This window comes from Sulfurospirillum halorespirans DSM 13726 (genome assembly GCF_001723605.1).
Lineage (GTDB): Bacteria > Campylobacterota > Campylobacteria > Campylobacterales > Sulfurospirillaceae > Sulfurospirillum > Sulfurospirillum halorespirans.
Genome location: NZ_CP017111.1, coordinates 1,800,702 through 1,823,675, shown reverse-complemented (window position 1 = coordinate 1,823,675; position 22,974 = coordinate 1,800,702). Strand labels below are relative to the sequence as shown.

Sequence of the window (22,974 nt, the reverse complement as noted above, 5' to 3'; positions counted from 1 at the left end):
CTTTTAGCTCCTTTTTTGTACAATAATCTCATTTTAATTACATCACATAGGGCAAAAATCCATGGAAAATTTAGACGCAGTGTTAAAAAAACATAAGTTAACCAAAGACGAATATGAAAATATTTTGAACATTTTAGGACGTGAGCCAAACATGCTAGAGATCGGCATCTTCTCGTCTATGTGGAGTGAGCACTGCTCGTATAAATCCAGTAAAAAATACCTCAATGGTTTCCCAACCAAAGCGCCATGGGTGATTCAAGGACCGGGTGAAAATGCAGGTGTTATCGATGTAGGCGATGGCATGGCGGCAGTCTTTAAGATGGAGTCACACAATCATCCAAGCTTCATCGAGCCTTACCAAGGTGCAGCAACGGGTGTTGGCGGCATTTTAAGAGATGTTTTCACGATGGGTGCGCGTCCTGTGGCCAATATGAACTCGCTGCGTTTTGGCAATGTGACGAATAATGACGACACATCGCATCATCAACGCTACCTCGTACGTGGTGTTGTTGCAGGTATCGGCGGATACGGTAACTGTATGGGTGTTCCTACCATCGGTGGCGAGACGTTCTTTGATGAGAGTTACAATGGCAATATCTTGGTTAACGCATTTACACTAGGTCTTGCAAAAAGTGATGAAATTTTTTACGGAAAAGCTGAAGGACTTGGTAACCCTGTGGTTTATGTTGGCTCAAAAACAGGTCGCGATGGACTGGGTGGCGCGGTTATGGCGAGCGATAGCTTTACAGAAGCCAACAAAAGCTTACGTCCAACCGTTCAAGTAGGTGATCCTTTTGCTGAGAAACTCCTTTTGGAAGCGTGTTTAGAACTCTTTAAAACAGACTATATCGTGGGTATCCAAGATATGGGAGCTGCGGGATTGACGTCGAGTTCATTTGAGATGGCAGGACGCAGTGGTAGTGGTATGATCATGCACTTAGATAAAGTTCCAGCACGCGAAGAGGGTATGCAACCGTTTGAATTTATGCTCTCTGAATCACAAGAGCGAATGCTCATTTGTGCGAAAAAAGGGTATGAAGACAAAGTCGTTGACATCTTTAGAAAATGGGATCTTAACGCTGAAATTATTGGTGAAGTAACCACAACGGGAAATATGGAACTCTTCTGGCATGGTGAGAGAGTGGCGGATATGCCCGTACAACCTGTGAGTGAGCAAGCGCCTATTTATGATAGACCAACCAAAGAGCCAGCTTATTTGGCTTTGATTAAAAACACAACGATCAATGACTTTGCAAAAGTAGACAACCAAAAGGCGTTTGATACTCTTCTAAATTCTGTCGAAGTGAGCGATAAAACATGGATTTTCAATCAATACGATTCAACGGTACAAACCAATACGATCAAAGCACCAGGAAGTTTGGATGCAAGTGTGATTCGCATCAAAGAAAACGGCAAAGCACTTTCGATGAGTAGTGACTGTAATCCACGTTATAATTACATCGACCCTAAAATGGGCGCTGCTGCTGCGGTAGCTGAGAGTGGAAGAAATGTTGCTATGAGTGGCGCACGCCCACTAGCGATTACTGATTGTCTCAACTATGGAAACCCTGAAAACCCAGAAGTCATGTGGCAGTTTGCACAAGGCTGTTACGGTATCAAAGAGGCGTGTGCAAAACTGAATACGCCAGTTGTCAGCGGTAACGTCTCTCTTTACAACGAAACCAATGGCGTTGGCGTTTTCCCAACCCCTGCGATCGTTATGGTAGGTTTGAATGATGATGCGAACAAAACGCTTCCATCAAGCTTCCAAAAAGAGGGCGCTTCGATTTATCTCATCGGCGATACTCAAAGTGATTTTGGTGGTAGTTTGTATATGAAAGAGCTTTTTGGCAAAGTCGAGGGAACACTCGCTGAACTGAATTACGACAAAGAGTTGAAACTCTGGGGGCTTGTTATCGAAGCCAATAAAAAAGGTTTCTTGAATGCGGCTAAAGATGTCAATGTGGGCGGTATCGCTATCGCGTTGGCAAAAATGGTTGCTAAGAGTAAAAAAGGCGTTACATGTAAACTACCATGTAACGATTCCAAAGACATTTTTGCGGAGAGTTTCTCTCGTGCGATCGTTGAAGTCAACGATGAAGCAGGTTTTGAGTCAATGGCAAAAACTGTTGGTATTACCATTACGAAAATCGGAACGGTTGGCGGTTCTAGCTTTACATGTAATGATATTTCTAAATCAGTTGAAGCAATCAAAGAGCGTTACTTTAACCGTTTTGCTGAAGTGATTGAACAAGATATCTAATATGCCAAAGAGGTGCGTCATTGCACCTCTTTTCTCTCAAAATTTATCTTAATTTTTTTACATGTAACAATATTTTAATCCTACTTTTTGTGTCTGAGGAAGTGAAATGAATCAATATTTATGGATACTCATTTTTTCAGTAGTCTTTGTTTGGTCTGGTATCAATCCTAAAGATCAATTTACATGGTTTTTGGAAGTTTTTCCTGCAATCATTGGCGTGATCTTTCTTCTTGCAACCTATAAAACATTTAAGCTGACACCTTTACTGTATGTTTTTATTTTACTTCATTGTATTATTTTGATGGTGGGTGGGCATTATACGTATGCTGAAGTACCTTTATTTGATACGTTAAGAGATATGTTTCATTCCGATAGAAATAATTATGATAAATTAGGTCATTTTTTCCAAGGATTTGTGCCTGCTTTATTAGCCAGAGAAATATTGATTCGCAAAAAAGTGATCAATGGACGAGCGTGGCTGAATTATAGTATTATCTCTATTATCTTAGCTTTTAGTGCCTTTTATGAATTAGTAGAATGGTGGGTTGCCATAGCAACGGGAGAAGATGCTGAAGCATTTTTGGGCACACAAGGGTATCAGTGGGATACACAATCGGATATGGCGTTTGCACTTTTGGGTGGATTTGCCTCTCTGCTTAGTTTATCGTCTATCCATGACAAGCAGTTGAAAAAAATTTTATAAACTATCCAAAAGGAAGATTCATAGAGGTGTCTGCATAGAGGCACCTCAGATGTTTACATGTAAATCCTAAAACGTCCCATATGCCACAAAAAAGGCGATATTCATACACTGAGGTTGCGCCGCACCTTTTTTTGAGGGGCAGCGTTTCATATAGGTGTTGATGACTTTGCCATCTTTGTTAGTCAGCATCGGATAGTTAAAATTCATATAATCCAAAACATTTTTGCCATTGGAGTGGTGGATAAACTCAACGGTTCCGTCGGGCTCGACTTTCGTGACAATTCCCACGTGGGTAATATTCTCAGCGACCTGAACCGCAGGTTGTTTGGCGACTACTTTTTCTTTACCTTTGGCTTTGCTTTTTGTTTTTACGGCAGGTTTGCGCTCGGTATTTTCAAAAAAGACGAGGTCGCCAAGGTTGGGAAGGCGTGTCTCGTACGCGTTACCTTTTTTGGACATAAGGTTGAACATAGCGCGTGATTTTCTGGCGTTATCGAAACTTTGGCTGAGCTCTTTTTCTTGGTAAAAAGGCGTTCCTGTTTTGTAGTTGACAAGACTCACAAAGCCTGAGCAGTCACCTCCGTCACGTTTTCCCAAATACAACAGAGCGTTTTGCACGATGGCTTCACGCGTAGAGAGTTCAGGCACGGGGCGCAAGTCAAAACCTTCACGATCTTGCTTTAAGAAAAAATCATTGGAAGGTTTTTCACCAAGGTAGATTTTCTCTTCCGTTGGAGCAGGGTTCTCAGCGATAGGAATCACAGGTGCCTCAACGCGTGCTTGTTGCGCACATCCTGCGAGTAGAAGCGTTACAGCACTCAATGCGATCCAGCGTCTCATTTGATGCTCCCATACGCGCTAAAATAAGCAGGTGCTAAACATTTATGCCCTTCATCTTTGGGGCATTTTTCCATGTAGGAGTTGACGACTTTTGTGTCGTTCATCATGACCGTTGGATAGTTAAGATTCATTTGGCTAATCAAATTTTTTCCTTTGGTATGGTGAATAAAATGGACGGTTTCATCAGGGTCGATTTTCGTGATGATACCGATATGGGTGATATTATCGACGCTTTTTTTCGCCTTGGCATACTTCTTAATCGTATTGGCAAAAAAGATCAGGTCTCCCTCTTTGGGTTTTTCGTGGTAGAGGCGCTTTTGATCTTCTAAAAGATTGTAGATCGCAAGCGAACGTCTTGCATCTTCAAAATAATCATTGAGCTCTGCTGTGCTAAAGAAGGGCTGCGTGCTCTCTTTATTGACTAAGCTTACAAAGCCTGAACAGTCGCCACCGTTGGGTTTGCCTTGGTATTTAAGCGCGGTTTTGATGATCTCTTGGCGTTTGGGTGTATCGTCTTTAACCTGTGGAAGTTCAGGAGCGTTTTGTGTGAACTCTTTTTGAGCACAACCGCTCAGTAAAAATGCGCAGGCACACAGTGCCACTAGATACAGTCTCATTCAAATCCTCATGATAATTTCATTATAGTAACGATTTTTTCCTAAATTTTTGGTTTAGCGATAACGCGTTCAAGCGCATCCAACCATCTATTTTGGTGATGATCGTACGTTGTAATGCGCACAAAATCCTCTTCTAAATACAAAGAATTGCTCCAAATTGTCTCTTTGTTCATATCGCTATTGTGGACGTTGGTGACCTGCTCGTAACGATTTAAGGCAGAAGCAAAACTCGGCTCTTTGGCAGATGTGTGCGTGTGTCCACTGACCCATAAAAAAAGTTGGGGATTATGGATGATAATCTGGTGTAATTTCTCTTTGGGCTGTGCGATAAAATTGGGTGTATTGGCCCAATGGTTGTAACTCTCCAATGTATGATCAAGTGGTGCATGAAAAAAGACAATCGTTGGCATTGTTGGATGGGTTTTCAGCTCATTTTCAAACCATTCAAGCTGTTCAGGGGAGAGTTCCGCTAAATGCGAAGAAGCATCGGCTGAGAGGAATAGAAGCAAATAATGCTCTTTAATCACGCTGTAATAAAGCTTTGAAAGGTTAAATATGGTTTGAAATCGCATGAGTTTTGCCTCTTGAATCTCACGAGATGCGTGTTGGAGTTTACCATTGGCATCGAGTGTATCGGCATAGATAAAATCATGATTGCCTGTAATGACATAAAGAGGTTTTGTAAGTTTGAAAAAATAAGCCTGAACCTGTTCATACTCCTCCTGCGTGCCTGTTTGCGAGCAGAGATCGCCCATGGCTACAACACTGTCAACATCGTTCCACTGGTTGATCTGCTCTAAAACCTGTTCTTTGTTATCGAGGCGTTTTCCTGGAATATGCGGATCGCCAAGTATAACAATGTGCGCTCCTCCGTAAAGGCTTAGGGCGATGATAAGTCCTAAAAAAGACTTGATCATAGGCTATCCATCGCCTTTTGCATGCGATTTAAAATTTCTTCTAAAACACTTTTTTGAGTTCCGAAATTGAGGCGTATAAAGTTTTGGTTGCCAAACGGTTCACCATCACTTAACCCTACACCAAAGTCAAGAAAAAATGCGTATGGACTCTTTACATGTAAAGCGCTTGCATCGATCCACGCGAGAAAAGTTGCTTCTTGATCTAAGAGTTTAAGCTTAGGATTGCGCGCGACAAAGTCTTGAACCATTTTAAGATTTTCAGCCAAATAGACACGAAGCTCCGCCAGCCACGTATCGCCTTCAAGGTACGCCGCTTTGAGTGCGGTAATGCCCAAAAGATTAATACCTCCAACCATGCTTCCCATCGTCTTTTGAAAACGTTTTCGAAGTTCCGCGTTGGGAATAACCGCAAAAGAGGCTTGAAGCCCCGCAATGTTAAAGGTTTTACTCGGTGCCATCAGCGTGATGCTCTTTTGGGCAAGCGCTTCACTGAGCGTTGCAAATGGAATATGTTTCGCCTCTGAATTCAAAAGCAGATCGGCATGAATCTCGTCCGAACAGATGGTCAGGTCGTGTTTTAAACAAAAAGCGCCAAGTCTCTCCAACTCTTTACATGTAAAGACCGTTCCTGCTGGATTGTAAGGATTGCAAAGCATAAAGAGTTTACATGTAGGCGTTATAGCTCTCTCCATCGCTTCAAAGTCGAGCACCCAGCGGTTGTTTTCCTCTTTCATCGCAATGGCTAAAACCTCTTTGCCCGCATGTTTAGGTGCTTTGATAAAATGGGGATAAACGGGTGTTGTGGTCATCACACTTTGCCCCTCCACCGCCATGCACGCGACATTCATACTGCTGACAACGCCATGCGTAAATAAAATCCACTCTTTTTTGATTTCCCAGTTGTAATGGCGTTTCAAAAAGGCAATGATCGCATCATAGGTTTCATCATCAATTCCGGTATAACCAAAAACACCCTCAGCGACTCTTTTTTGAAGAGCGTCTATCACACACGGAGGCGATTTGAAATCCATATCGGCAACCCAAGCTGGAATGATGTCTTGGTTTTTGTATTTGTCCCATTTCTCGCAAGGTGTTTGGGTTCTATCTACGATTTCATCGAAATTAAACATTCAAATTGTCCTTATTTTTAGTGTAATGATTGTAGCATATTTGCCAAAATTTCGTTTTACATGTAAAGGTGAAAAAATGACCTATATTATTATTGCAGTCGTTATTGTAGTGTTTTATTTGTTAACAAAAAACTATCAAACTGAAGCGTATCAACACATCAATGTTGATGTAAAACAGACACTTAGAGGCGATTTGGCTGAGCATGAGGCTGGGCTTTTGGTTGCATTGATGGCAAAAGTCGCGAAGGCTGATGGCAGGGTTTGCGAACTGGAAGCGGAGCTTTTAAAGCATACGTTTAGTGATATCGCTCGTGTGTTTGAAAACAGTGAAAGCATTCGTGAAGCGCTTAAAGTAATCTATGAAAAAGAGATGCAAAGCTTTGATAACACGCTTATAGTTTCTCAAAAATACCTCAAACTCACCCAAAATGACTATACCAAACGTCTCAAAGTGATGGAGTATCTGCTCAATCTTGCTTTCATCGACAACAGTTTTTCGCAAGCGGAGCTGATGATCACCGAAGATATCGCGGGTGCACTCATGATCAAACGCGCTGATTTTGAAAAACTTATCGCTGCGTTTGAGCAATTTTACGCCAATAAAGCCTCCCAAGCGCAGATGGGAATAAAAAATGCCTATGACGTTTTAGGCGCAGATCCAAGCGAAGATATGGAGAGCATTAAGAAAAAGTACCGCGCTTTAGTCAAAGAGTACCATCCTGATATTTTAATGGGGCAGGGGAAAGATCAAAGCATCATTGATGCTGCAACGACAAAGCTTCAAGAGATTAATGAAGCGTATGAGATGATAAAAAAGGAAAAAAATTAGATGCTAACAACCCCTTTTGAGAAGCACACCCTAAGTATGTCGGTGTTAATGACACCCGATAAAGCCAATTTTTCGGGCAATGTGCATGGAGGAGACCTGTTAAAGCTTCTCGATCAAGTGGCTTATGCCTGTGCTGCACGTTATTGTGGAGGGTACGTTGTGACGATGTCGGTGGATCAGGTCATTTTCAAACAAGCGATTCCTGTGGGCATGCTGGTCACATTTTTAGCCAGTGTGAATTTTACGGGTAAAACATCGATGGAAGTGGGCATTAAAGTCATTGCGGAAAATATTCAAAAAGGGATTGCAACGCATACGAACAGCTGTTTTTTCACGATGGTAGCGGTGGACGATAAAGGAAGACCCACACCCGTTCCTCCTTTAATGCCCGAAACCGATGTGGAAAAGAGGCGTTACCATGATGGCAAACGTCGTCGCGACATCAGACTTCATGGCTACAATGAGATTACACCCCAAAATTAGGGGTGATTTTTAGAGTTCGGAGGCGATAAGCTCTTCTAACTCTTGTTTACCAAATTTGACCAGTGGCTTGCCATTGACAAAAAACTCTGGGGTTGCTTTGACACCTAGGGTTTTGGTGTCTTCTATGTCTTGTTTAATGAGCGCATCAATCTCAGGTTTTTTCATATCATCTTTTAATTTCTCGATGTCAATTCCCACTTCGGGTAAAAATCCCCAAATCAGTCCAATATTGGGCGTGCCGTGGCTTGCCCATTTGTCTTGGTATTTGTAAATGACTTCGAGTGCTTCGAGGTATTTGCCTTGCAAACGTGCCGCTTCGATCATGGCAACGACGTAGTAAGAGTCGGTGTGAAAAGGAGCGTAACGAAGAACCAGTTTGAGTTTGTCAGGATTTTGTTTGAGAATGTTTTTGACAAATGGGTAAAAACTTTTACATGTACCGCACGCGGGGTCAAAAAACTCGACAATCGTGGTTTTGGCATTGGGATTGCCTAGAACATAGGCGTAAGGGCGCAAAAGAGCGGACGTTTTTTCGCTGGAAACGGAATGGTCAGCATTTTTATACAGATAACTTCCTCCGACAAAAAGAAGCACAAGAACAAAGAGCGAAGCGATAATAAGGGTCTGTTTTTTCATAATTTATAAAGCCTTTTAATTTGATAGAGTTCTTGCAGAACTCTTTTTATGACGGTTTTTAGGCAAAGCCTAAAAACCTACGCTATGCCGCTGTGGCGCTAAAGCTTGCCTCTAACGAGGCAGAAGACGTCTAATGAAAATTAAAGTAACAAAAATAAGTGCAAATGCGACCAGTGAGAGAAATTGAATCGTGATAAATCCAAACCAGTTGATATAATCACTCGTACATGAAACACCTTGAGAACACGGAGCGAGCGTCTCTGGCACGATGCCAAAGTAGAGCAAATTGTGGTAAATGGCAAAGAAAAGTCCTAGAAGCACAAGTGGCATTGCGTATTTAAACACATTTTTATCGTTACAAAAAAGTGCGACGAGAAAAAGAATCGCTAATGGGTACATGCAAATGCGTTGATACCAACACATCACACAGGGTGGAAACATCATGACTTCACTGAAAAAAAGGCTTCCAAGTGTTGCGACCATCGAAACGATCCATGCAAAAAAAAGCAGTGTAAAAAGTGTGTTTGACGACTTTTGTATTTGATTCATTCACTCTCCAAAATTTTGTGTATTCTATTTAATACGTCCTAAAAGGAACGTATTGTAAAATAAAAACATCAATAAATTATAAACATAGATAAAAAGGACGAGTGTGAGAGCGTTAATTAGTGTCAGCGATAAAACGGGGATTGTCGAGTTTGCTAAGGATTTGGAGGCGTTGGGTTTTGAGATCATTTCAACGGGTGGAACCTATAAACTTTTAAACGAAGAGGGTGTGAAAGCTTTGGAGATCAGCGAAGTGACCAAGTTCCCTGAGATGTTTGACGGACGTGTGAAAACGCTCAACCCAATGATCCACGGAGGCATTTTACATCGTAGGGATTTACCTTTACATGTAAAGCTTGCTAAAGAGCATGGCATTGAAGGAATCGACCTTGTATGTGTCAATCTGTATCCGTTTAAAGAGACGATTGCTAAGACCGAAGATTTTGATGAAATCATTGAAAATATTGACATCGGCGGTCCTGCTATGGTGCGCAGTGCGGCAAAAAACTTTAACGATGTTCTGATCGTGACCGATGTTTTGGATTATGATAACGTAATTGAAGCGCTAAAATTGGGCAAAAATACATTAGAATTTAGACGAGATTTGATGATCAAAGCATTCGAGCACACCGGTGCATATGACAGCATGATCGCCAACTACATGAACAAGCGTTTTAACAACGGTTTTGGTGAGAAACAGTTCATCGTTGGAACCAAAGCGTTCGATACCCGTTATGGTGAGAACCCACACCAAAAGGGTTCATTGTACGAGTTTGACTACTTCTTTAGTAACAACTTCAAAACCCTTAAAGGCGAAGCCAGTTTTAACAATATGACCGACATCAACGGCGCTGTTAAAATCGCCGCTTCCTTTGGTGATGCTCCAGCGGTGTGTATCATCAAACACGCCAATCCGTGTGGGTTTGCGATTGGTGGCGATCTGGTGGATAGCTATGTTAAAGCGCTAAAATGTGATCCTGTTTCTGCGTATGGCGGCGTTGTGGCGATCAATGGAACCTTGAACAAAGCCTTGGCTGAGAAAATCAATGAAATTTTCGTCGAAGTGATCATTGCTGCAAACGTGGATGATGATGCGTTGCATGTTTTTGATGCTAAAAAACGTATCAAAATCTTTACGCAAGAGAGCAAATACTTAGTGCTTAGCGAAGATGCGTATGACTTTAAACACGTCGATGGTGGTTTTGTGTTCCAAGAGAGCGACAGGGTGAATGATGATGAAATTAAAAATGCAAAATGCTTAACCAAACGAACGGCTTCCAAACAAGAGCTGAGCGATCTTGAAATTGCTTATAAAGTGGCAAGTCTAACCAAATCAAACTGTGTGGTCTATGTGAAAGACAGCTCAATGGTAGCGATTGGTATGGGAATGACCAGTCGTGTGGACGCCGCCAAAGCGGCACTTCGCAAAGCCGAAGAGATGGGCATTGATGTTAGTGGCGCAGCCTTAGCGAGTGAAGCGTTTTTCCCATTTCGTGATAGCATTGATGCTGCAGCTGCAGCGGGTGTTAAAGCGATCATTGAACCCGGTGGTAGTATTCGTGATGAGGATGTCATCGCTGCTGCCAATGAGCACGGTATGGCGCTTTATTTTACGGGTGTGAGACACTTTTTACATTAACATACTTTCAAAAGAAGAAGTGCTTGCTATGGCGCTTCTTCTCCTCTTTAAAATCTCAACCCTTTTTATCGCCACAATTTTGATATTATTTTAATCTCTTCTGCTTTATAATCCTCCTTATGGTTCTTTTAAGTTTAACGAAGGTGGTCAATGACATTACGCGAACGCATTAAAAATGAGATGATGGTTATTAAAGCATTGGGTGTTGTTTATGGTGATATTGGAACGAGTCCTATTTATACATTAGCTGTAATTTTTTTAATCGTACCTCCGATGGTAGAGAGTATTTTAGGTATTTTGTCTTTTGTCTTTTGGGCACTCATTGTTTTAGTAACGATTCAATACGCTTGGCTTGCTACGAGTTTGAGTGAAAAAGGTGAGGGTGGAACGGTCGTTTTAGTTCAGATTTTAACCCCGTATCTTCAAAATACGCGGATGGCTGCGATTGTGTCCGTTTTAGGCTTTTTGGGACTCTCTTTGATGATTGGCGATGGTGTTATTACGCCTGCTATTAGTATTTTAAGTGCGGTGGAAGGCGTTTTACTGATTCCTCACTACGAAGAGACGCCACGTATCTATCTTCTCATTTTTGCTTCAGTGATTGCTTTGGTACTCTTCATTGTTCAAAAAAGAGGTATTGAAAAAGTTGCCTCTGCTTTTGGCCCTGTGATGGTCATTTGGTTTTTAACCCTTGGGGGTGTAGGGCTTTGGTACATTATACAAGAGAGTAGTATTTTAGAGGCAATGAACCCACTCTACGCGATCAATTTTGCGATGAAATTTCCTCTGATTACCTTTATTTTATTAGCCGATATTGTCCTTGCGACAACGGGTGGTGAAGCGTTGTATGCCGATATGGGGCATTTAGGAAGGCTTCCTATCTTGAAAGGGTGGATTTTTGCTTTTGTAGCGTTGGTGCTCAGTTATTACGGGCAAGGTGCTTTTTTATTGACTCACCCCGAATGTACAGGTAGCCCTCTCTTTGAAATGATGCAAGAGTTTGCACCACAGTTTTTTATTCCCTTTTTAATTTTAACGATTATTGCGACGATTATTGCTTCTCAAGCGATGATTAGCGGTATTTTCTCTGTACTGTATCAAGCGATGACAACACGTATTTTCCCCCATTTTAGGGTTGAATACACGTCACATGAACTTCGCTCTCAAATCTATGTGGGCTCCGTGAATTGGTTTTTATTTGGCTGTGTGATCATCATGCTCTTTGTCTTTCAAGAATCAGGCAAGCTTGCCGCGGCATATGGACTTGCCGTATCAGGAGCCATGAGCATCACAGGAACGTTAATGGTCATCATTTTTGCGTATCGCAGGTCATGGATCAAAATGGTGTTTGCTCTTCTCTCAGGCACGACCAGTTTTGTCTTTTTTACGTCATGTCTTTTAAAAATTCCGCATGGTGGATACTGGTCGCTTTTGATTGCTTCGGTGCCTTTGGGGTTGATTATTTTATACACGGAAGGGCAAAAACGTCTTTACTCTTCGTTTTTATCGGTCGATAAAGATGAGTTTTTAAAAGAGTACAAAGTGCATTACACCCAAGAGTCTCACATCGAAGGTACCGCACTCTTTTTTGCTCGTAAAAAAGAGAATATTCCTGCTTACATTCCAAAGACGATGTTTCAAAACGGCATTATTTATGAGCGCAACGTGATTGTTAAAATGAAGCCAACGAGTGAGCCTTTAGGGGTTGAATGCGAGTTTTCAAACCTCGCTCCGGGTCTTTCGTTATTGGTCATTTTTGTAGGCTATATGGAAGTGTTCAATATGGAAGAGATTTTAAAAAGTCAAAACATCAATGAGCGAACCATTTTTTACGGCGATGAAGAGATCGTTTCGCACTCTCTTTGGTGGAAACTCTATGCGTTTATTAAAGATATGTCACCTAGTTTTGTCAGTTTTTATAACTTCCCAAGTGAAAAACTGATCGGTGTTTCAAGACGAGCAGAGATCTAAAATCAATTCAGACACGATTTGTCTTTTTCTTGATGTAGATTAAGGAAATTAACCTCGCTTTGCATTATAGTTTCATCAAAACAAAGGATGAAACTATGATGACTTCAAACAGCTTTCCAATTGACGCAACGCTTTTACATGTAAACAATGCAACGGTTCCTTTTTTCACCTATTTTCAAGAAGGCATAGAGTTTATTAGCTTCGATACTTCGACATGTGTGCCACCTGAACCGATGGTTAACGCGATGATTGCACTGGAACTTTTAGATGCACCTACGAAAAAAGTGGTGATGATCAACCACCGCTCGCCTGTAGGACTGCTTGCCAAAGTGCAACTCTTTTACGACATTGAAGTGAGGGAGCTTGATGGTGGCAAACTTCAACTGATTTTTTCCTACAAAGAGGGAATGAGTGACAAAGTAGATCTTAGCCAAAAACAGTGCGCAGGATGAGAGCATGAAAGTCTCACTTGCCACGGAGATGGCACCACCGTTTGTTTTGGTCGCGCATTTTTTTATCGCAGGGATTCTCTTTTTAACGCTTAGTGGTGGAGCACTTTTGTCGATGAGCTCTGACATTTCAGGCTATATCATCTCCTCTTCCCTTGCGGCATTTTCACATCTTTATTTGCTGGGATTTGTGATGATGATTATCTTTGGGGCGATGTATCAGCTATTGCCTGTCGTGCTTGAAGCGCCCATTTTTTCCAAAGATTTTGCTTATGTGCAGTTTTACATGTACGTTGTTGGCTTTTCACTGATGGTCAGCGGATTTAGCTTTGCAGAGTTTCATCTATTGATTCCTTACGGCGCGGTTATTACCTACCTTTCAATGCTGATTTTTTGTTTCAATGTTTTCCTCACCTTTTACCGTTTAGAGAAGATTACCTTGGTGAGTAAATTTTTACTCATTGGTACGATCTTTTTGTTTATTTCCACGAGCCTTGGTCTCCTCATAGGACTGAGTCTAGGACATGGTCTTTTAGCCATAGACATCGATGCTTGGGTGAAAGCGCACATCATAGGAACCCTTGGTGGATTTGTGATGATGATCGTTATGGGCGTTTCTATGGTGCTTATTCCGATGTTTTCACTCTCACATAATTTTAGTGAGCAGTGGATCAACAGAGCATTTTATCTGCACAGTTTTGGTGTGACGTTAATGATGATCGCACTTATTGCGTCCTTTCCTCTTTTGGTGCAAAGCATTGCCGCTTTGTGCATGGTTTTAGGGGTGCTCTCTTTTGTTGTGCAGATCGCTATGATTCTAAGACAAAGGGTGCGCAAACAAAATGATTATTGGGTCAAAAATATTCTTTTTGCACTGGTCTGTTTGGTTACTTCGGTGTTTACATGTACGCTTTATTTTATTCTAGGCGAGGCCTATTTGGGCATTCTTTCAGGCGTGCTTTTCTTTTTTGGCTTTTTGCTCTCCTTTATCGTGGGGCATATCTATAAAATCTTGCCTTTTTTGATCTGGTATGAGAAATTCTCACCCTTAGTTGGAAAGCAAAAAGTACCTTTGTTGCATCAGATGATTCATACCAAGATGGCAGACAGCCAAACATGGATGTTATTTATTGCAGTAGGGATACTGTGCAGTGGTGTTGTCACTCAGATAGAGAGACTTTTTTTTCTAGGAAGCGTGTTGCTGTTAAGTTCACTTGTCTTAGTCGCATTGAATGCGCTTTACGCATTTAATTATAAAATGAAGGAGTAAAAAATGATAACAAAAGAAGCGGTTTACGCTGCCATTGAAACCGTCATAGACCCTGAAGTTGGGTTTGATATTGTCGCTTTAGGGCTGATTTACGATGTCAAAATTGACACTAAACAGGTATTGGTTACGATGACGCTCTCCACCAAAGGTTGCCCTCTGCATGAGCTGATTCAACAATGGACGAAAGATGCGGTTTTAACGATAGAAGAGGTGGAGATGTGCGAGATCGAAATCGTGTGGGAGCCTGCTTGGAATATCTCAATGGCAAGTGAACGTGTCAAAAAGGAACTGTGTGGTTAATGTGTGTCATTATAAGGATTTATTAATTCCAAAATCGAGTAAATATATACTATAATAAAGATTAATTTTTGATTTTGGAGGCAGAATGGATTTAATGACCAAAGTGCACAGCGAACATGTTGATATTGTGGTTTCAGGTACCATCAAAACAATCGCAAATGCACAGACAATTAAAGAGGCGATTCGAAAAACGCATGAGCAACATCCAGATACCATCATCAATCTTATCATTAAAGACTCTTTCATTATCACGTCGTCCGTCATTGGTTATGTCATTAAATCGATTGAAATGGACAAAATCGCTTTACATGTAAACGTTGGAAGTGAAGAGTTGTATGAAATGCTTGAAGATATGAATTTAATTGATGTGATGAACGTTCGAAAGGCCTACAGATGCGCAAAGGCATAGGTTTAAAAATAGGGTTAACGCTTATTCCTCTTTTATTGGGTAGTTTTATTGTTTTACAATTTTTCATCGTCGGTGAGTTTAAAAAATCATCTCAAATGCAAAGTGAAAATAATCTCAATTTGCTGAGCCAATCGGTTTTTCAGACCGTTCGTGCTGCCATGAACTTGGGAGATCGTGCTTTGATTGAAAAATCATTGCAAGAAGCGGGTGCGATGAAGGGGATCAAAGAGCTTAAGATTCACCAATCACAAGCGGTCATTGATACCTTTGGCATCGATGCCAAGCTTTCAACCGACACCGCCGTTGTGAATATTTTTAAAAATCCAACACATCACAATATAACGCTTGATGATGAGAAAGGGCACCGTTTACGACTTTTAAAACCTCTTATTGCTGAGCCTGATTGTTTAGCCTGCCATGCAACGTCTCAAAAAGGAGATGTTTTAGGGGTTATGGATATGACCTTTTCTTTTGCCGAAATTGATGCGTACATTGGTGATGTGAGTTGGAAATTGGTGAGTATCTTTTCCCTTTCATTGCTGATCACTTCGGTACTGATGATGTGGGTACTCAAACGTGTTGTGGGCAATCCTTTGGAGATTTTACTGGAGCGTGTGCGTGATCTTTCAAGTGGAAATGGCGATTTGACGGCGCGCGTGAAGATTAACAGTCAAGATGAAATGGGTGAGATTGCTCAGTCTATTAATATTTTTATTGAGAAAATCCAATCAATCATTTTAAGTTCACAAAAAATTTCACAAAACGTTGAACATACCGGCGAAATGCTCAATTCCAATGCGGTTGCCTTTTCCCAAGGTGTGGTGGAACAAGCTCAACAGATTAAAATGTCGTTTGATTTGATGAAAGACATTGAAGCCGATCTTGACCTCTCCGAAGAGCTTGCGATTCATACGGTTGAAGACAACAGCTCCTCGTTTAGTGTTTTAGAAACCATGAGTCTATCACTCAATGAAGTAGTGCAAAAAATCAATGCGGCGAGCGATTCTGAGCAAGAGATGGCACATCAGATTCAAAGTGTGGTGGCACAAACGGAGCAGATCAAAGGCGTGTTGGCAATGATCAAAGATATTGCCGATCAGACCAATTTGCTAGCCCTTAATGCCGCCATTGAAGCTGCGCGTGCAGGTGAACATGGTCGTGGATTTGCGGTTGTGGCGGATGAAGTGCGAAAACTGGCTGAACGTACCCAAAAATCATTGGCTGAGATTGACGCGACGATTGGGGTGATTGTTCAAGGTGTGACGCAGCTCAGTTCCAATATGGAAGTCAATGCTGAAAATATTAGTCAGATTTCCCAAAACGCATTTGGAGTTCAAAGTGCAACGGAAGAGACCAAAAATCGTACATTAGTCTCAATTGATGTCTCTAAAAAAGCCTCTAAAAAGGTCGTTGAAATCTCCCATCTGACCAATCAAATGATGGAACAGATGAAAAAAACATTGAGCTTATCCGATAACAATGAAAAAATTGCAGGGGAACTTTCTCGCATTTCTCAAACAATGCTTGAGTCTTCTCAGAGTCTTGATACGACGCTTTCAACCTTTAAAGCCTGATGCAGTGAGGCTTTTTAGCCTCTTTGCATCATCTCAACTTTCTCTTCTATCTCTAAAAGCTCTTCAATTAGAGGCTCTAAGCGTGCCTCTTTCTCTTCGAGATTTTGACTCAGCTTCGTAAGACCAATCTGTTGATAACACTCAGGATCTTCAAGACATTTTTTAATCGCGATGATTTCATCTTCCAGTGTTTGAATTTGCAGTGGCAAGGTTTCAAGCGCACGCTGTTCTTTATAACTGAGTTTTGTTGGCACACTCTCTTTAGCTTTTTGTGCCTTTGGCTCTTCTTTCTCCTCTGAGGATACTTCTTGGATTGCTTCCATGGCATCTAACTCTTTGATCTCTTTTTCAATCTCTAAATATTCGCTGTAACCTTGGTAACTCTCTTCAATGATCCCTTCACCTTTAAACACATACAGCTTGCTTGCAATTTTATCAACAAAGTAACGGTCATGGCTGACAAAAATAACCGCACCTCCGAAGCTTTGAATGTACTCTTCTAAAATATTAATCGTAGGAATATCCAAATCATTCGTCGGTTCATCCAAAATCAAACAATCCACCTCTTGCGAAAAAAGCAGAGCAAGTGCCACACGGTTTTTTTCTCCACCGCTTAAAATACCGATTTTTTTGTTGAGATCCTCTTTGGGAAAGAGAAAATCTTTAAGATAGCCAAAGACATGAAGGTTTTTACCTTTGACATCGACACGGTCGCCGCCATTGGGGCAAAAGGTTTCGATAAGATTTTTGTTATCATCCAGCATAAGGCGTTGTTGGTCAAAATAACCGACTTTAAACTCACCTTTATCAAATTTCCCAGCATCCACACTCATATCGCCCAGTAAGATTTTAAGCAGGGTTGATTTTCCAGCGCCATTTTTTCCGACAATCGCAATGCGATCTTTTTGCAAGATACGCGTGCTAAAGTCTTTAATCAGCAGTTTGTTACCTAGCTTTTTATCGATGTTGTACATCTCAAAAAGCATCTTTTGTTTGTTGATGATCTTCTCACCATTGAAATTATGCTTTTCGCGCTCAAGTTCTAGTTTGAGTTTTCGAACCAGTGATGGGTTCTTTTTAGCAGACTCGCGCAGTTCAAAAACCCTCTGTTTTCGCCCTTCATTGCGCTTGAGTCTTGCTTTAACACCACGCCTCAGCCACTCTTCTTCGCCTTTGAGGTATTTGAGCAGATTTTCATGCTGTTTTTGCAGTGATAAGATCAAAAGTTCTTTACATGTAAGATAATTTTCGTATCCTCCCTCGAAGCTTCGCACGTTGCCATCATCGATTTCAATCGTACGCGTGGCAAGATGGTCGATAAAATAACGATCATGCGAAATGAAGAGAAGGGTAAATTTTGACTTTAAAATCATCTGCTCTAAAAACTCAACCATGTAAACATCCAAATGGTTGGTCGGTTCATCTAAAAGCAAAATATCGGGTTTTTGAAGAATGAGACCTGCAAGCGTGACACGGCGTTGTTCGCCACCGCTTAAAAGATTGACATCGCTGTGTTCAAACTGTTTAAGATCAAACTCTTGCAAAACTTGCTCGATCTTTTCATCCAAACTCCACGCATCATGCAGATCTAAAAAGGTAACTAGTTGCGATTGTTCTGCTAGCAATGCTTCATTGTGATAGTCATGCTCTAACGTTTTAATAACCTCTTCGTAACGAAGGCGCGCCGTTTTGAGCTCTTTAAGTTCCTCTTCAATCGCCTCTTTGACGTTCATTCCCTCTTTAAAACGAGGGGTTTGATCTAACATGCCCACTTTGGCATTTTTTTGAAGAATTCGTCTCCCTTCATCTGCTTCCAATACGCCAAAAACGATCTTCATCAGGGTTGATTTTCCCCCACCGTTTTTGCCAATGATGGCAACACGTTCTCCCTCATGCAGAGAAAAATCAACGTTGGTTAAAATTTTTTGTGTTTCATAGGCTTTGCTGATACCAATTAAATCTAAAAGTGCCAAATAAATGCCCCATTTCGTTTTTTGCGCGTATTATACCATTAAGATGAAAAACAGAGGATGGGTAAAGTTTTTACACTTTACCCCTAAAGTTTAGCTAGGATTGGAACTGGTTGAGTTTGTTGTTAAGATTTTCAGCCAAGCGAGAAAGGTGATCCGCTGCTGCTGCGATCTCTTCAACACTTCTGGCATTTTGTGAGGTTAACGTGTTGATATTGGTGACCATCTCAACGATCTTGTCGGTATCTTGTGAAATCTTTCGAGAATTTTGAGCACTGATCGTAACCGCATTAACACTCTCATCCATGACCTGTGTGGTTCCTAAAATGGTCGTTTCAACACCACTCGAAACCGTGGAGAGCCTTTGAATGTTTTTAGCATTTCTGCCCATCTGCTCGGATGAATCGACGATGGATTGGACAATGACATTGATGGTGGCATTGATCTCTGTAAGCGAGCTTTGCGTGCGTTCAGCCAACTTTCGTACTTCATCCGCCACAACTGCAAACCCACGTCCATGTTCACCTGCACGCGCAGCTTCTATGGCAGCATTAAGGGCTAGCAAATTGGTCTGATCGGCAATGTCAGAGATGACCGTAAGGATCTGTTTGACTTGTTCCGCATCATGACTCATCTGCTCCAATTTTTGAGCAAGGGCTGATTCGGAGTGACTGGCTTGATCCATCTCTCCACGCAGTGAAATAACCTCATTTTTGGCATTCTCAAGGCGACTTCCTGCTGTAGCGATGCTCTGTTTCATCCCTTCGGAAAGTGTTGCTGTCTCTTGTACAAAGATTTTAATAGCTTCAATCTCATGTATCGTATTCTCAACAATCGTAGAGCTTTGCTCTGCATTACGACCTATTTGCATACTGGTGGTACTGAGCTCATGTGAAACAGAGGCGTTTTCATTCGAAGAGTTCTTTGCATCTTTAATGGTAAGTTCAAGCGTTTCAACCAAGGTATTAAAACTATCAACCATCTCTTTAATCTCATTGTGTTTGGTGTAAGAGATACGAAAATGAAGCTCTTTCGTGCGAACGAAATTACCAATGCTATCACGTACAAGATGCACACCTTGCATGATGTTATTGCGGATGATAATACTTAAGAAAATGGTTGTTCCAACCACAAGTAAAACGACAATAATCATCATGGTATTGGCACTTTGTTTTTCATGTGCAGCATCCGATGCCATTGTTTTCGCTAATTCCAAATTGTAATTCATGTGTTCATCAAGCGCTGTTGTTAAGACTTTTAGCGTAGGGCGTGCTTTATTAAAAGCGATAGACGCTTCTGCTTTGTGCCCTGTTTCTGATAGCTTTAAAATATCGTTAACCAAGACTTTAAATTTTTCAAAGGCTGCAAGGTCTTTTTCTAGCATTGCTTTATCTTTAGCATCACTCGTCAGTTTCCCATATTGATCCAACTCTTTTGAGAGGTCATTTAAAGTACCGAGTATTCCTTCTTTGGACTTTGCATTAACCTCTTTATCCTCTTGCGTAATATGCTCCCACATGACTAAACGAAGGCGGAGTCCAAAAAGCATAGCATCACTGAGGGAAAGAACGCTTGGTAGTGAATTGACAGTGACATAATTCGTTTCCTCATAAACCTTATCCATCTTGGTGATGCTAATACCAAAGATAGTACAGGCTCCTACTATAGCGATGGCTAACATAGCTAAGAGTTGTTTTCCAATTGTCATAAGAGACTCCTTTTGTGTTATATATTATTCTAAACTCATTTTCCTAATAAAATATTTAAATAACCCGTTGTGTTACTAGAAAAAAAGGAAAGAACTTATTTCTGAGAAAATCATAGCACGCTAGCGTTGCAAATGTGTTGCATTTGTTTAGGGAATATTGATGAAAAACTGGTATGATAATGTCTTTCAATTTATCAAAGGAAAAGACTCTATGTTAGAACTCTTAACACTCTTTTATATCGTTTATCTTCTCATTAAACTCTACGCGGCATTCATGGAGATAGGTTTTGTAACCAACGCGCGCAGTTTTAAAGCGATTATTCTCTCACCTGCAAATTACGCCAAGGCGGCTGCGTATAAAATCGCTTCGCAAAAATTCTCTATTGTCAGCACATTGTTTGATTTTATCCTCTTTTTTGGCTGGATCACATTTGGACTCTCAACGCTTGATGCAACACTCATTATGGGCAACGAAGCCCTTCGTTCAGTACTCTTGGTAATGAGCTTTATTGCAATTAATTATGCTTTATCGTTTCCGTTTGATCTGTACCAGACCTTTGGGCTCGATAAAAAGTTTGGCTTTTCAACGATTGATGTCAAGACATTCATCCTTGATCAAATCAAAGCAGCATTGATGTTCGTGATTTTGGGTGGAGCCTTTTTCTGGGCGATGAGTGCGATTATTATGGCGTATGACTATTGGTGGTTTTATGGATTTTTATTTGCTTTTGTGGTTATTTTGTTTATCAATATGATCTATCCCATCGTGATCGTTCCTCTGTTCAATAAACTAACCCCACTTGAAGATAAAAATCTTAAAAGCTCCATTGAAGCCCTTTTGCAAAAAGCAGGGCTTAAGAGCAGTGGTGTGTTTAGCTTGGATGCGAGTAAACGGGACAACAGACTCAATGCTTATTTTGGAGGTTTAGGACGTTCCAAACGCGTTGTGCTGTTTGATACCTTAATCGCAAAGCTTGAAAAACACGAACTCTTAGCTGTTTTAGGACATGAATTGGGTCATTTTAAACACAACGATATTCTAAAAAATATTGCCTCCAGTGCGCTGATGCTGTTGCTTATGTTCGCACTCTTTGGAAACCTTCCAGAGGAGCTTTTTGATGCTTTACATGTAAACAAATCCGCAGGTAGTGTGATGATACTTTTCTTAATGTTTTCACCACTGCTCTCGTTTGTTTTGATGCCTCTTTTTGGGCTTGTGAGTCGCTACAATGAGTACAAAGCCGATGAGTATGGCAGTGAGTGTGAGAGCCAAGAAGCCCTTGCTTCAGCCTTGGTCAAATTGGCGGATGAAAATAAAAGTTTTCCTCTTTCGCATCCGTTAACGATCGCACTTTATTTTACCCATCCACCGCTTACGGAAAGACTTAAGAAGCTTGGAATGCACTTTGATGAAGGAGCGGCTCTTGCGCATTAACGACCTCGTGCGTTTAGGGACGGAGCAACTTCGCGATGTCACAGAGATTCCTCAAAAAGAGGCGATGATCCTTTTGGCTGAAGTGTTGGGTAAAGAGATCAGTTGGATCATGGGGCATAGTGATGATGAAAGTGGCGAACATGAGCGTTTTATGGAACTTCTAGAACGCCGTGCACGCCATGAGCCTTTGGAGTATATTTTAGGAAAAGCCAGTTTTTATGGAAGAGTTTTTGATGTCGATTCACGCGTACTCATTCCAAGACCTGAAACGGAACTTCTGGTCGATAAAGCCGTTGAACTTGCCAAAACGTTGCCAGAGGAAGCACATATTGTCGAGATTGGTTGTGGGAGTGGCATTGTCTCTATTATGCTCTCTCTCCTGCTTCCTAAGGCTAACATAACCGCGGTTGATCTTTCCCGTGACGCTTTACATGTAAGCGTGCACAATGCCCAAAAACACGGTGTGAGCGATCGCATTCACTTTGTGGAAGGGAGTTATTTGGATGGGGTCACAGAAAAGATCGATATGCTCGTCTCCAATCCTCCTTATATTGCCAATAGCGAGCCTTTAGGCATTGGACTCTCTTTTGAGCCTTCATTAGCGCTGTATGGCGGAAGTAGGGGCGATGAGATGTTGTGTCAGATTATTGATCTTTTTGTGCAACGAGAGGTTAAGGCGTTAGTCTGTGAAATGGGATACGATCAGCGTGAGCCTATTGCTTTACATGTAAAAGAAAAAGGTTTGAACGTGTCGTTTTACAAAGATTTAGCAGGGCTAGATCGTGGATTTTGGATTAAGGAGCAACAATGAGAAGTTTTATGGTGATTTATTTGGCGATGCTTGGCATTGCAATCGGTGTTGAAATTGCGGCGGGTGCGTTTATAGCACCAGTGATCTTTTTCCCAGAAAAGTATTTAGGTGAGGGCGTTTTGAGCCATTTTCAAAGCGGTATTTTGATGACACAAGTCTTCTTGAAAATGAACCTTGTCATTGGTTTTGCGGCACTTTACAGCATTATTTATGAAGTGCAAGTCTTTATGATGCGTAAAAATTATGATTTTCTCTCCTTCTTTTTATCGCTTATGATTGTTGTTGGGACAGGGCTTTTTCTTTATTACTATACGCCATTTATCATTCACGCGCAACAATTAGGCGCTACGGAGACAATAACCGAAGCGTTTGCTACGATGCACAAACAGAGTGAATGGGTCATGAAAGCTTTGATGGTAGCGCAATTTGTGTTATTTATCAGAAGGAGTTGGTTAAGTCAAAAATAGGAGAAGA

The 22,974-nt window shown here is 41.2% G+C and carries 22 protein-coding genes; 14 read left to right on the top strand and 8 right to left on the bottom strand.

Annotated elements, in window-relative coordinates:
• The first annotated feature begins 61 nt into the window (after positions 1–61).
• Together purL and SHALO_RS09120 are read left to right on the top strand one after the other, a co-directional pair.
• Positions 62–2,263, top strand: coding sequence for a phosphoribosylformylglycinamidine synthase subunit PurL (gene purL / locus SHALO_RS09125; protein ID WP_069478248.1), 2,202 nt, complete (start codon positions 62–64; stop codon positions 2,261–2,263).
• 106 nt (positions 2,264–2,369) lie between these two features.
• Positions 2,370–2,966, top strand: coding sequence for a DUF2238 domain-containing protein (locus tag SHALO_RS09120; RefSeq protein ID WP_069478247.1), 597 nt, complete (start codon positions 2,370–2,372; stop codon positions 2,964–2,966).
• A 66-nt stretch (positions 2,967–3,032) separates the two neighbouring features.
• Here SHALO_RS09120 and SHALO_RS09115 read toward each other — a convergent pair whose 3' ends face one another.
• From SHALO_RS09115 to SHALO_RS09100, 4 genes are read right to left on the bottom strand one after another with little or no spacing between them, the layout of a single operon-like run.
• Positions 3,033–3,806: an NlpC/P60 family protein gene (locus tag SHALO_RS09115; protein WP_069478246.1), complete on the bottom strand. Its 774-nt coding sequence runs from the start codon at positions 3,804–3,806 to the stop codon at positions 3,033–3,035.
• The gene (locus SHALO_RS09110) at positions 3,803–4,423 is read right to left on the bottom strand and encodes an NlpC/P60 family protein (protein WP_069478245.1); all 621 of its coding nucleotides are present in this window, start codon (positions 4,421–4,423) and stop codon (positions 3,803–3,805) included. Before SHALO_RS09110 ends, SHALO_RS09115 begins: the two co-directional genes overlap by 4 nt.
• A gap of 41 nt (positions 4,424–4,464) precedes the next feature.
• Positions 4,465–5,340, bottom strand: coding sequence for a metallophosphoesterase family protein (locus tag SHALO_RS09105; protein WP_069478244.1), 876 nt, complete (start codon positions 5,338–5,340; stop codon positions 4,465–4,467).
• Entirely contained in the window at positions 5,337–6,470 is a 1,134-nt protein-coding gene (locus SHALO_RS09100; protein ID WP_069478243.1) for a MalY/PatB family protein, read from the bottom strand. The genes SHALO_RS09105 and SHALO_RS09100 overlap by 4 nt, the downstream gene beginning before the upstream one ends.
• A gap of 76 nt (positions 6,471–6,546) precedes the next feature.
• Here SHALO_RS09100 and SHALO_RS09095 point away from each other — a divergent pair, with 76 nt between their 5' ends.
• Positions 6,547–7,299, top strand: a complete 753-nt coding sequence (locus SHALO_RS09095) for a DnaJ domain-containing protein (protein ID WP_069478242.1) — start codon at positions 6,547–6,549, stop codon at positions 7,297–7,299.
• Positions 7,300–7,782 carry an acyl-CoA thioesterase gene (locus tag SHALO_RS09090; protein ID WP_069478241.1) on the top strand — a complete coding sequence of 161 codons (483 nt, stop codon included), beginning with the start codon at positions 7,300–7,302 and terminating at the stop codon, positions 7,780–7,782. It abuts the gene before it with no gap.
• Between the two features lie 9 nt (positions 7,783–7,791).
• Here SHALO_RS09090 and SHALO_RS09085 read toward each other — a convergent pair whose 3' ends face one another.
• Together SHALO_RS09085 and SHALO_RS09080 are read right to left on the bottom strand one after the other, a co-directional pair.
• On the bottom strand, positions 7,792–8,418 hold the full coding sequence (locus SHALO_RS09085; protein ID WP_069478240.1) for a DsbA family protein: 627 nt from the start codon (positions 8,416–8,418) through the stop codon (positions 7,792–7,794).
• A 111-nt stretch (positions 8,419–8,529) separates the two neighbouring features.
• Entirely contained in the window at positions 8,530–8,967 is a 438-nt protein-coding gene (locus SHALO_RS09080; RefSeq protein WP_069478239.1) for a disulfide oxidoreductase, read from the bottom strand.
• Between the two features lie 103 nt (positions 8,968–9,070).
• On the opposite strand from SHALO_RS09080, the gene purH reads away from it, so the two are divergent.
• From purH to SHALO_RS09045, 7 genes are all read left to right on the top strand, one after another.
• The gene (gene purH, locus SHALO_RS09075) at positions 9,071–10,603 is read left to right on the top strand and encodes a bifunctional phosphoribosylaminoimidazolecarboxamide formyltransferase/IMP cyclohydrolase (RefSeq protein WP_069478238.1); all 1,533 of its coding nucleotides are present in this window, start codon (positions 9,071–9,073) and stop codon (positions 10,601–10,603) included.
• 150 nt (positions 10,604–10,753) lie between these two features.
• Positions 10,754–12,574 carry a KUP/HAK/KT family potassium transporter gene (locus SHALO_RS09070; RefSeq protein WP_069478237.1) on the top strand — a complete coding sequence of 607 codons (1,821 nt, stop codon included), beginning with the start codon at positions 10,754–10,756 and terminating at the stop codon, positions 12,572–12,574.
• Between the two features lie 95 nt (positions 12,575–12,669).
• Complete coding sequence (locus SHALO_RS09065) at positions 12,670–13,026, top strand: hypothetical protein (RefSeq protein ID WP_238585225.1); 357 nt, start codon at positions 12,670–12,672, stop codon at positions 13,024–13,026.
• A 4-nt stretch (positions 13,027–13,030) separates the two neighbouring features.
• Positions 13,031–14,293, top strand: coding sequence for a hypothetical protein (locus SHALO_RS09060; protein WP_069478236.1), 1,263 nt, complete (start codon positions 13,031–13,033; stop codon positions 14,291–14,293).
• A 3-nt stretch (positions 14,294–14,296) separates the two neighbouring features.
• Positions 14,297–14,593, top strand: coding sequence for a metal-sulfur cluster assembly factor (locus SHALO_RS09055; protein ID WP_069478235.1), 297 nt, complete (start codon positions 14,297–14,299; stop codon positions 14,591–14,593).
• Positions 14,594–14,678: 85 nt separating this feature from the next.
• Positions 14,679–15,002, top strand: a complete 324-nt coding sequence (locus tag SHALO_RS09050; protein WP_084010849.1) for a hypothetical protein — start codon at positions 14,679–14,681, stop codon at positions 15,000–15,002.
• Positions 14,987–16,576, top strand: a complete 1,590-nt coding sequence (locus SHALO_RS09045) for a methyl-accepting chemotaxis protein (protein ID WP_069478234.1) — start codon at positions 14,987–14,989, stop codon at positions 16,574–16,576. Before SHALO_RS09050 ends, SHALO_RS09045 begins: the two co-directional genes overlap by 16 nt.
• 14 nt (positions 16,577–16,590) lie before the next feature.
• Here the strand turns inward: SHALO_RS09045 and SHALO_RS09040 are convergent, their stop codons facing one another.
• On the bottom strand, positions 16,591–18,549 hold the full coding sequence (locus tag SHALO_RS09040; RefSeq protein WP_069478233.1) for an ABC-F family ATP-binding cassette domain-containing protein: 1,959 nt from the start codon (positions 18,547–18,549) through the stop codon (positions 16,591–16,593).
• Positions 18,550–18,643: 94 nt separating this feature from the next.
• Positions 18,644–20,254 (bottom strand): methyl-accepting chemotaxis protein, encoded by a 1,611-nt coding sequence (locus tag SHALO_RS09035; RefSeq protein ID WP_069478232.1) that lies wholly within the window; start codon positions 20,252–20,254, stop codon positions 18,644–18,646.
• Between the two features lie 160 nt (positions 20,255–20,414).
• Here SHALO_RS09035 and SHALO_RS09030 point away from each other — a divergent pair, with 160 nt between their 5' ends.
• From SHALO_RS09030 to SHALO_RS09020, 3 genes are read left to right on the top strand one after another with little or no spacing between them, the layout of a single operon-like run.
• Entirely contained in the window at positions 20,415–21,689 is a 1,275-nt protein-coding gene (locus tag SHALO_RS09030) for a M48 family metallopeptidase (RefSeq protein ID WP_238585224.1), read from the top strand.
• The gene (gene prmC / locus SHALO_RS09025) at positions 21,679–22,500 is read left to right on the top strand and encodes a peptide chain release factor N(5)-glutamine methyltransferase (RefSeq protein WP_069478231.1); all 822 of its coding nucleotides are present in this window, start codon (positions 21,679–21,681) and stop codon (positions 22,498–22,500) included. The genes SHALO_RS09030 and prmC overlap by 11 nt, the downstream gene beginning before the upstream one ends.
• On the top strand, positions 22,497–22,967 hold the full coding sequence (locus SHALO_RS09020) for a DUF4149 domain-containing protein (protein WP_069478230.1): 471 nt from the start codon (positions 22,497–22,499) through the stop codon (positions 22,965–22,967). Before prmC ends, SHALO_RS09020 begins: the two co-directional genes overlap by 4 nt.
• The last annotated feature ends 7 nt before the right edge of the window (positions 22,968–22,974 follow it).

Excerpts from the sequence above, each read along its gene's own strand:
- purL (WP_069478248.1), top strand. The coding sequence starts at position 62 with ATGGAAAATTTAGACGCAGTGTTAAAAAAACATAAGTTAACCAAAGAC.
- SHALO_RS09120 (WP_069478247.1), top strand. The coding sequence starts at position 2,370 with ATGAATCAATATTTATGGATACTCATTTTTTCAGTAGTCTTTGTTTGG.
- SHALO_RS09115 (WP_069478246.1), bottom strand. The coding sequence starts at position 3,806 with ATGAGACGCTGGATCGCATTGAGTGCTGTAACGCTTCTACTCGCAGGA.
- SHALO_RS09110 (WP_069478245.1), bottom strand. The coding sequence starts at position 4,423 with ATGAGACTGTATCTAGTGGCACTGTGTGCCTGCGCATTTTTACTGAGC.
- SHALO_RS09105 (WP_069478244.1), bottom strand. The coding sequence starts at position 5,340 with ATGATCAAGTCTTTTTTAGGACTTATCATCGCCCTAAGCCTTTACGGA.
- SHALO_RS09100 (WP_069478243.1), bottom strand. The coding sequence starts at position 6,470 with ATGTTTAATTTCGATGAAATCGTAGATAGAACCCAAACACCTTGCGAG.
- SHALO_RS09095 (WP_069478242.1), top strand. The coding sequence starts at position 6,547 with ATGACCTATATTATTATTGCAGTCGTTATTGTAGTGTTTTATTTGTTA.
- SHALO_RS09090 (WP_069478241.1), top strand. The coding sequence starts at position 7,300 with ATGCTAACAACCCCTTTTGAGAAGCACACCCTAAGTATGTCGGTGTTA.
- SHALO_RS09085 (WP_069478240.1), bottom strand. The coding sequence starts at position 8,418 with ATGAAAAAACAGACCCTTATTATCGCTTCGCTCTTTGTTCTTGTGCTT.
- SHALO_RS09080 (WP_069478239.1), bottom strand. The coding sequence starts at position 8,967 with ATGAATCAAATACAAAAGTCGTCAAACACACTTTTTACACTGCTTTTT.
- SHALO_RS09070 (WP_069478237.1), top strand. The coding sequence starts at position 10,754 with ATGACATTACGCGAACGCATTAAAAATGAGATGATGGTTATTAAAGCA.
- SHALO_RS09065 (WP_238585225.1), top strand. The coding sequence starts at position 12,670 with ATGATGACTTCAAACAGCTTTCCAATTGACGCAACGCTTTTACATGTA.
- SHALO_RS09060 (WP_069478236.1), top strand. The coding sequence starts at position 13,031 with ATGAAAGTCTCACTTGCCACGGAGATGGCACCACCGTTTGTTTTGGTC.
- SHALO_RS09055 (WP_069478235.1), top strand. The coding sequence starts at position 14,297 with ATGATAACAAAAGAAGCGGTTTACGCTGCCATTGAAACCGTCATAGAC.
- SHALO_RS09050 (WP_084010849.1), top strand. The coding sequence starts at position 14,679 with ATGGATTTAATGACCAAAGTGCACAGCGAACATGTTGATATTGTGGTT.
- SHALO_RS09045 (WP_069478234.1), top strand. The coding sequence starts at position 14,987 with ATGCGCAAAGGCATAGGTTTAAAAATAGGGTTAACGCTTATTCCTCTT.
- SHALO_RS09035 (WP_069478232.1), bottom strand. The coding sequence starts at position 20,254 with ATGACAATTGGAAAACAACTCTTAGCTATGTTAGCCATCGCTATAGTA.
- SHALO_RS09030 (WP_238585224.1), top strand. The coding sequence starts at position 20,415 with ATGAAAAACTGGTATGATAATGTCTTTCAATTTATCAAAGGAAAAGAC.
- SHALO_RS09020 (WP_069478230.1), top strand. The coding sequence starts at position 22,497 with ATGAGAAGTTTTATGGTGATTTATTTGGCGATGCTTGGCATTGCAATC.